At 64.8% G+C, this 6,813-nt stretch carries 6 protein-coding genes; 5 read left to right on the top strand and 1 reads right to left on the bottom strand.

What is annotated here, in order from left to right:
* Positions 1–1,642: tetratricopeptide repeat protein (locus tag ACXWUF_RS15965; protein WP_458495647.1), on the bottom strand; the 1,642-nt coding region annotated here is incomplete at its 3' end.
* Between the two features lie 237 nt (positions 1,643–1,879).
* On the opposite strand from ACXWUF_RS15965, the gene ACXWUF_RS15960 reads away from it, so the two are divergent.
* The 5 genes from ACXWUF_RS15960 to ACXWUF_RS15940 form a co-directional block, all read left to right on the top strand.
* Positions 1,880–2,455, top strand: a complete 576-nt coding sequence (locus ACXWUF_RS15960) for a polysaccharide biosynthesis/export family protein (RefSeq protein ID WP_458495646.1) — start codon at positions 1,880–1,882, stop codon at positions 2,453–2,455.
* An 84-nt stretch (positions 2,456–2,539) separates the two neighbouring features.
* On the top strand, positions 2,540–3,799 hold the full coding sequence (locus ACXWUF_RS15955) for a hypothetical protein (RefSeq protein WP_458495645.1): 1,260 nt from the start codon (positions 2,540–2,542) through the stop codon (positions 3,797–3,799).
* A gap of 11 nt (positions 3,800–3,810) precedes the next feature.
* Positions 3,811–5,559 (top strand): GNVR domain-containing protein, encoded by a 1,749-nt coding sequence (locus ACXWUF_RS15950; protein ID WP_458495644.1) that lies wholly within the window; start codon positions 3,811–3,813, stop codon positions 5,557–5,559.
* Positions 5,560–5,758: 199 nt separating this feature from the next.
* Positions 5,759–6,448 carry a VPLPA-CTERM sorting domain-containing protein gene (locus ACXWUF_RS15945; protein WP_458495643.1) on the top strand — a complete coding sequence of 230 codons (690 nt, stop codon included), beginning with the start codon at positions 5,759–5,761 and terminating at the stop codon, positions 6,446–6,448.
* A 15-nt stretch (positions 6,449–6,463) separates the two neighbouring features.
* A partial coding sequence (locus tag ACXWUF_RS15940; RefSeq protein WP_458495642.1) for a DVUA0089 family protein occupies positions 6,464–6,813 on the top strand: 350 nt, incomplete at its 3' end.

The raw sequence follows: 6,813 nt of genomic DNA, 5'->3' as shown, positions 1-6,813 counted from the left end.
TGGTCAGGGCTTTCAAGATGTCGTAATCGTTGGGCGCTTTTTGCAGGGCGGCCTCGTATTCGGCCTCCGCCGCCCCGTGGTTCTTTTGCGCTTGATAGAACGCGCCGAGCCGGAACGCGCCCACGGGCTGGTCGGGGAATTTGGCCTTGATGTCCTTGAGCAGCGGCTCCAGCGCCCCGGCCTGCTGGCTCACCGTCAGCACGTCCGCCTTGAGGTTCAAGCCATCCAGGCTGTCGGGCTGGAGCTTGAGGAAATCGTTGGCCTGCTCCAACGCCAAGGACGGGTTGTTCTGCTGCACCAGGAACTGGACCAGGTTCCGGCGCAGGGCGAATTCCTGGGGCTTGGCTTGAACGGCCTTCTCCAGGTTCTCCTGGACCAGGGCCGGCTTGCCGTCCAACTGGAAGGCGCCCGCCAGCAGGCTCATGGCCTCGGTGGAATCGGGCTGCTCCTTCAACACCGAGCGGAACGCGGCGATGGCGTCCTGGGCGTTCTTGCGGCCCAAGGCCAGCTTGCCCTTGAGCATCCAGGCGGCGTGGTCCTGGGGATTGTCCGCCAGCACGCCATCCACCAGCCTCTCGCTTTCGGCGGCTTGGCCCTGCCGGGCCAGGAGTTCGGCCAATTGCACCCGCGCCTTGACGGCTTCCGGGCGGGTTTCGTCGGCGGCGATGAAGTCCCGGTAGACCTTGGCCGCTTGCTCGGGCTGACGGACCCGTTCCAGCAGATTCGCCAAGGCCGAATGCAACTCGATGGGCTTGGGATTGGCGGCGATGGCGGCGCGCAACTCGCCTTCGGCTTTGGCCGGGTCGTTCTGGCGGGCGAAGAATTCGGCGAGCAGCAGGGCTGGCTGGGGATTGTCCGGGAAGTCCTTCAAGGCCGTGCGCAGGGTCTGCTCCACCTCGCCACGATGGCCTTGCCTTAGCTGGGTCTCGGCCAGCATGGCCCGGAACTGGAGCTGCTTGGGATCGGCGGCGATGAGTTCCCGCTCCGTGGCCTCGGCGCGGTCCCATTGCCGTTGCTGCTCGTAGAGCTTGGCGAGGGAACCCAGCAGGGAGGGCGTGCCGGGATTGGCGGCCAGTCCCGCCTTGAGGGCGGCTTCCGCCTCGGCGGGCCGGGACTTCTGGGCCTGGAGCGCGGCCAGCACGAGGTACGGATCGGGCTTGGCGGGCTGTTCCCCGACGATGGCTTGCAGCGCCTTGAGGGCGGCTTCGGATTCGCCCTTGGCGGTGGCGATGGCCACCTGGATCATCCGCACGTCCAGGTCGCGGGGCTTGGCCTGGACCAGCGGCGCCAGGGTTTGCTCGGCCTTGGCGGGATCGCGGGCCAGGGCGAAGAACTGCGCCAGCTTGAACCGGGCGTCCTGGTCGTTGGGGTCCAGCTCCACGGCCTTCTGGTAGAAGCCGAAGGCTTGCGGCCAGTTTTGCTTGCCCTCCTCGATGCGGCCCAGGTAGTAATAGGGCTTGGCCGACTTCGGGTCGATCTGGAGGACGTTCTTGAATTCGACGGCGGCCTTCTCCTGGTTCTGCGCGTCGAAGAAGCCGATGGCCTTGGCGAGATGCTCGGCCTTGCGCTCCTCGGCGCCTCCGCATCCGAGCAGGGCCGCCGCGAGACAAAGGGCCGCTGGCCGGGACAATCTGGCTTTCATGTATCGAACTCCATAGCTTGAGTAAAAAGGTTGAGGTAATCCGGTGGCTCGTAGGGGTCGGCGGGCGGGGCGTTGGACGTTCGCCATCGGGGCTGCGCCTTCGGTCGCGGCTGGAAACCGCGCCCACAGGACACCCAACCGATTTTTTCGGACGGGAACGGCATACAAAATCAATGCCGAGTTCTTTGGCGTGCTAATTGCTCATGATTTGACTTTGACCTACCGGCCCTTTTCCCGATGCAACTTCGCAACATCCTTGTATTCCTTGGGTTCATCCTAGCCTTTGCCGCTTTCGGCGATACGGCAAATCCCGCAAGCCTGAGTGAACTACCACACGACTACCGCATCGTGCCCGGCGACGTGCTGGAAATCTCGGTGTGGCGGGAGGAGGGGCTGAACAACAAAGTCCTGGTCCGGCCCGACGGGGGCGTCTCCTATCCCTTGATCGGCGGCGTGGCGGCGGGCGGCCTGACCGTCGAGCAATTGCGCGGCGAACTCAAGGGCCGCCTCGCGGAGTTCCTGTCCGACCCGGAGGTGGCCGTGTCGGTGGTGAACAGCAACCAGCGGGTGTACGTGGTGGGCAAGGTCAACAAGCCCGGCGATTTCCCCATGCCCAACCGGATGTCGGTGCTACAGGCGCTGGCCATGGCCGGGGGACTGACGCCCTTCGCCGACCGGGACGACATCGGCATCATCCGCCGCGTCGGCCCGGAAACCCGGCGGCTGCCCTTCGACTACGACAGCGCCGAGGACGGCGAGAACCTGGAGCAGAACATCCTGCTGGAGAACGGCGACGTGGTGGTGGTGCCTTGATCCGGCGCCCGAATGCCTGAGCGCTCACCCATTCGGACGCAAGTCCTGCCCCTCCCCCTCGTGAGAACAAGCACTTCCTCCGCCATGAGACGGATTCGCCCCCGGCTGCTGCCAATCGCGGCTTGCCTGATTCTGCTCGGCTCGCGGGACGGGTTCGGGGCCGAGTACAGCTTCGACGGCAAGCTTGTCCTGGGCCAGTTGTTCGACACCAATATCAACCTCGTCCCCAGCCTGCCAGCCGTCTGGGGCACCCAACTGAACCTGGACGCCGGGCTGGCCGTCGGGGAGCCGAACTGGCGGGTGGCGGGCCGGACCCGGCTGACCAATTATTTCTACACGCCGACCAGCGCCATCGACATGCAGAACCAGTATGTGGATGCCAGCGCCCACTACCTGACGGACCTCGCCCGCTATGAACTCGCCGGCAACTTCACGGACGATTACCTGTTGTCCAGCCAAGCCGACCCGGCCCTGGGCCTGGTCTTGGGCAAGCTCCACCGCCGCATGAGCAGCCTCGCCCCGGCCTGGACCCACAGCCTCTCGGAGCGGGCGCGGGTGACCCTGGGCTACAGCTACGTGCGCTCGGAATACGACGCCGCCGCCCGGAACTATCCCAACTCGGACAACCACAGCGCGTTCTCGCAACTCAGCTACGCGGCCTCCGAGCGCCTGCGGCTGGAAGGCTCGCTGTCCTTCACGGCGTTCAATTCCGAACTCGCCACCACGGGCAATAGGAACGCCATCAACTACGTCAATTTTTCCCTGGGGCTGAAATACAGCGTCGATCCAAGCCTGGATGTCCATGCCTCGGCGGGCGGGCAATACAGCCGCTCGCAAGCCGAATACCAGACCCGCCGCCTGCTGGGCTACGCCCTGGTCAGCCTGGACCCGCCCCGGTTCGCGCCGGTCACGGAGCCCGCGACGTTCAAGACGCCCGCGCAGGAAACCTTCGGCCCGGTGTTTTCCCTGGGCGCCACCAAGCGCTTCGAGAAGACCTCGCTGGACCTTTCCTATACCCGCCAGATCAGCCCGTCGATCAACAGCGCCCTGCTGCAAGTGGACAGCGTGGGATTGTCGGCCAGCCGGGAATTCCAGCCGGGGTTCAGGGGCAACGCCGGCCTCTTCTATACCCACCAGAGCTATCCGAATTTCAATAACCAGCCCCTGGACTTCTCCTATTACCGCGTCGAGGGCGGCTTGTCCTACGACTGGTCGGAACGCTGGTCCACCACCGCCTCGTACCGCTATTTCCTCCGCCGGAGCGAAGGCGGCGACGCCTCGAACCAGGATTCCCATTCGGTTCACCTCTCCCTTCAATACAATTTCGACCCTCAGAAGTTTTAAGGCCGACAGCAATGGAAGAAAAACAACTCAGCGACTACCTCGCCGCCTTTCGCCGCCACCGGCGGGCGTTCGCCGCCATTTTCGCGGGGCTGCTGGTCCTGTGCCTGGGGGTGGCCTTGCTCCTGCCCTCGGTCTACCGATCCGCGGCGACCATCCTGATCGAGGAGCAGGAAATCCCCCCGGAACTGGTGCGCTCCACCATCACCAGCTACGCCGCCCAACGCTTGCAGACCATCAACCAGCGGGTGATGACCCGCTCCAACCTGCTGGGCATCATCGACAAGTTCGACCTCTACGCGGACAGGCGCAAGCGGGAGACCACGGAGGAAATCATCGAGCGGATGCGCGACGACATCGCCTTCCAGACCATCAGCGCGGAGGTCATCGACCCCCGCTCCGGCCATCCGACCGTGGCCACCATCGCCTTCAGCCTGTCCTTCGACGGCCACGATCCCGGCCTGGTCCAGAAAGTCACCAACGAGATCACCAACCTCTACCTGGAGGAGAACCTCAAGAACCGCACCCAGAAGACCGCCGAGGCCACCGATTTCCTCACGAGCGAGGTGGAGCAGATGGGCGCGGTGGCGGCGGAGCTGGAAAAGAAGCTGTCCGCCTTCAAGGAGGCCAACATCGACGCCTTGCAGGAGCAGAAGCCCTTGATCGCCCAGTCGATGGAGCGCGTCGAGCATGAAATCAAGGAGATCGACCTGCAAATCCGCGCCTTGCAGGAGCGCAACTTCCTGGTGGACAGCCAGTTGGCCCAGGTCTCGCCGGAAAGCCCGGTGTATTCGTCGGGGGAGCATGTCAACACCCCCGGCGAACGCCTGAAGGCGCTGCGCACGGCCTATATCACGCTGTCCGCGAAATATTCCGAGCGCCACCCGGACGTGGTGAAGATGCGGCAGGAGATCGAGGCATTGGAGAAACAGGCCGGCGCGGTCGATCCATCCGCCGACCAGGCCAAGCAGCTGGGGGAATTGCGCACCGAGCGGATGGCCCTGGCCGAGAAGTACGCCGAGGGACATCCCGACCTGGTGGCCCTGGACAAGCGCATCGGCGCCCTGGAGGACGCCCTCGCCCGCCGCCCGAAAAAATCCAGGGCCACGCTCAGCTTGGCCGAGAGCGAGGCCGACAACCCCGCGTTCCTGAACCTGTTGGCGCAGAAAGAGAGCAACGCCCTGGAAATCGACGGGCTGAGCCGCCGCCGCACGGAGCTCAGGGCCAAGCTGGTGGACTACGAACACCGCCAGCAGCGCACCCCGGAGGTGGAGCGCCAATACATGAGCCTGGCCCGCGACTGGGAGAACGCCACGGTGCGCTACCGGGAACTCAAAGCCAAGCTGGGGGAGGCGCAGATCGGCGAGCAATTGGAGCGCAAGAGCAAGGGCGAGCGGTTCGCCATCGTGGAGCCGCCCCTGCTGCCGGAAAAGCCCATCAAGCCCAACCGCCCGGTGATCGCGGTGCTGGGCCTGGCGCTGGCGCTGGCCGCCGCCGCCGGTTATGTCCTGCTGCGGGAAACCCTGGACAGCAGCGTGCGGAAGGTCCAGCACATCGCCGCCTTGACCGGCGCGCCGCCGCTGGCGGTGATTCCCCACCTCGACCCGGACGCCGGGGGGCCGGGCCGGACCCGCCGCCGGCTCATGATCGGCGCGGCGCTGGGGGTGGGCCTACTCATCGCGCTGCTGCTCGTCCACTGGCTGTGGATACCGCTGGACGTGCTGTGGTTCAGGGGGCTGCGGAAGATCGACGCGCTGTGGTGAGGCCGGCACCGTAAGTGATCGGCCAAGCCGAACTTACGGGATTTCCCGTAGCGACGCCGGTCCAGCCTCATCCGATCACATATAGCCTATTGATTATTAAAGTTTTAAATAAAAGGCACAGGTATTGCCTTCTTATGCGGCGTGGTACCGGCGCCTTCAAGGAGAGCCGGATAACTGCTTTACCTTCATGGGAACTCTTATGCAATTCAAAAGCTTTGCCCTTCCCGCCAGCGCCTTCCTGGTCATGCTCGGAGTCCCGAGCCTGAGCCAGGCTGTGGCGGTGGCACCCAACTTCAGCATCGCTGGCATTCCGCCCCCCGGATTCCAGCACTTCGACAACGCCGCCAAAATCGTCCTGACCAAGACCAGCCCCACCAGCTACGTCATGACGGCGAACTGGGCCTCGGGCACGTTCCTGTTCCAATCCGACCCCTGGACCGCGAACAACGTCACGGGCGGCAGCTACAACGTCACCGCCAATTTCGGTGCCGGGGGTGGCTTCGTCAGCGGCACGGTGACCATCAACGGCAACATCCCCACCTACAGCGGCCCCGGCACCGGCACCCCGACCGGTCTGCTGTACCAGGCCGACCTCACCGCCTTCGGCGCCGACACGACCAATAACGCCACCCCGTCCGCGCTGGGCTTCAAAACCGAGAACCCCACCGGCTGGGCGGCGCAGTTTCAACCCTCGCCGGAAAGCGTCTATCTGTACGGCTTCAACGTGGCCTCGTTCATGAACGGCTTCAACGCCACCAAGTTCAAGTCGGTGATCTACAACAACGCCCTGGCCTACACCACGGTGCCCATCCCGGCGGCGGCCTGGCTGTTCGGCTCGGCCATGGCCGCGCTGGCGGGCTGGCGGCGGCGGAACCCGGCCCCACACTGAAGAGGTGAAAACACGATGAATAACAACTATTGGCGGCGGCTTCTCGGCGCCACTGTTCTACTCGCGGCGACCGACGCCGCCACGGCGGGTTACTTAGGCACCTTCAGCAACGACAAGGACTTGGCCTTCTTCAGGATCGTCGCCGACGGCTCGACACCGAACACCATCCGATCCTATGGATACGCCGGCTCGTCCACCGCGCCAGGTGGATTCATGGATGACGGCTCGACGACGGTGAGCGATGGCGGCTTCGACACGCTCCTGAGCCTTTATGACGATGCCGGGAGCCGGATTGGCGCTTTTTTGAACGACGACGGCGCGGGCGTCCCCGCGGACCCCAACACCTTGGAGTCGCTGGATTCCCT

Source organism: Methylomagnum sp. (assembly GCF_054333355.1).
The sequence above is the reverse complement of the archived record's forward strand: the minus strand, read 5'-3'. Positions and strand labels throughout refer to the sequence as shown.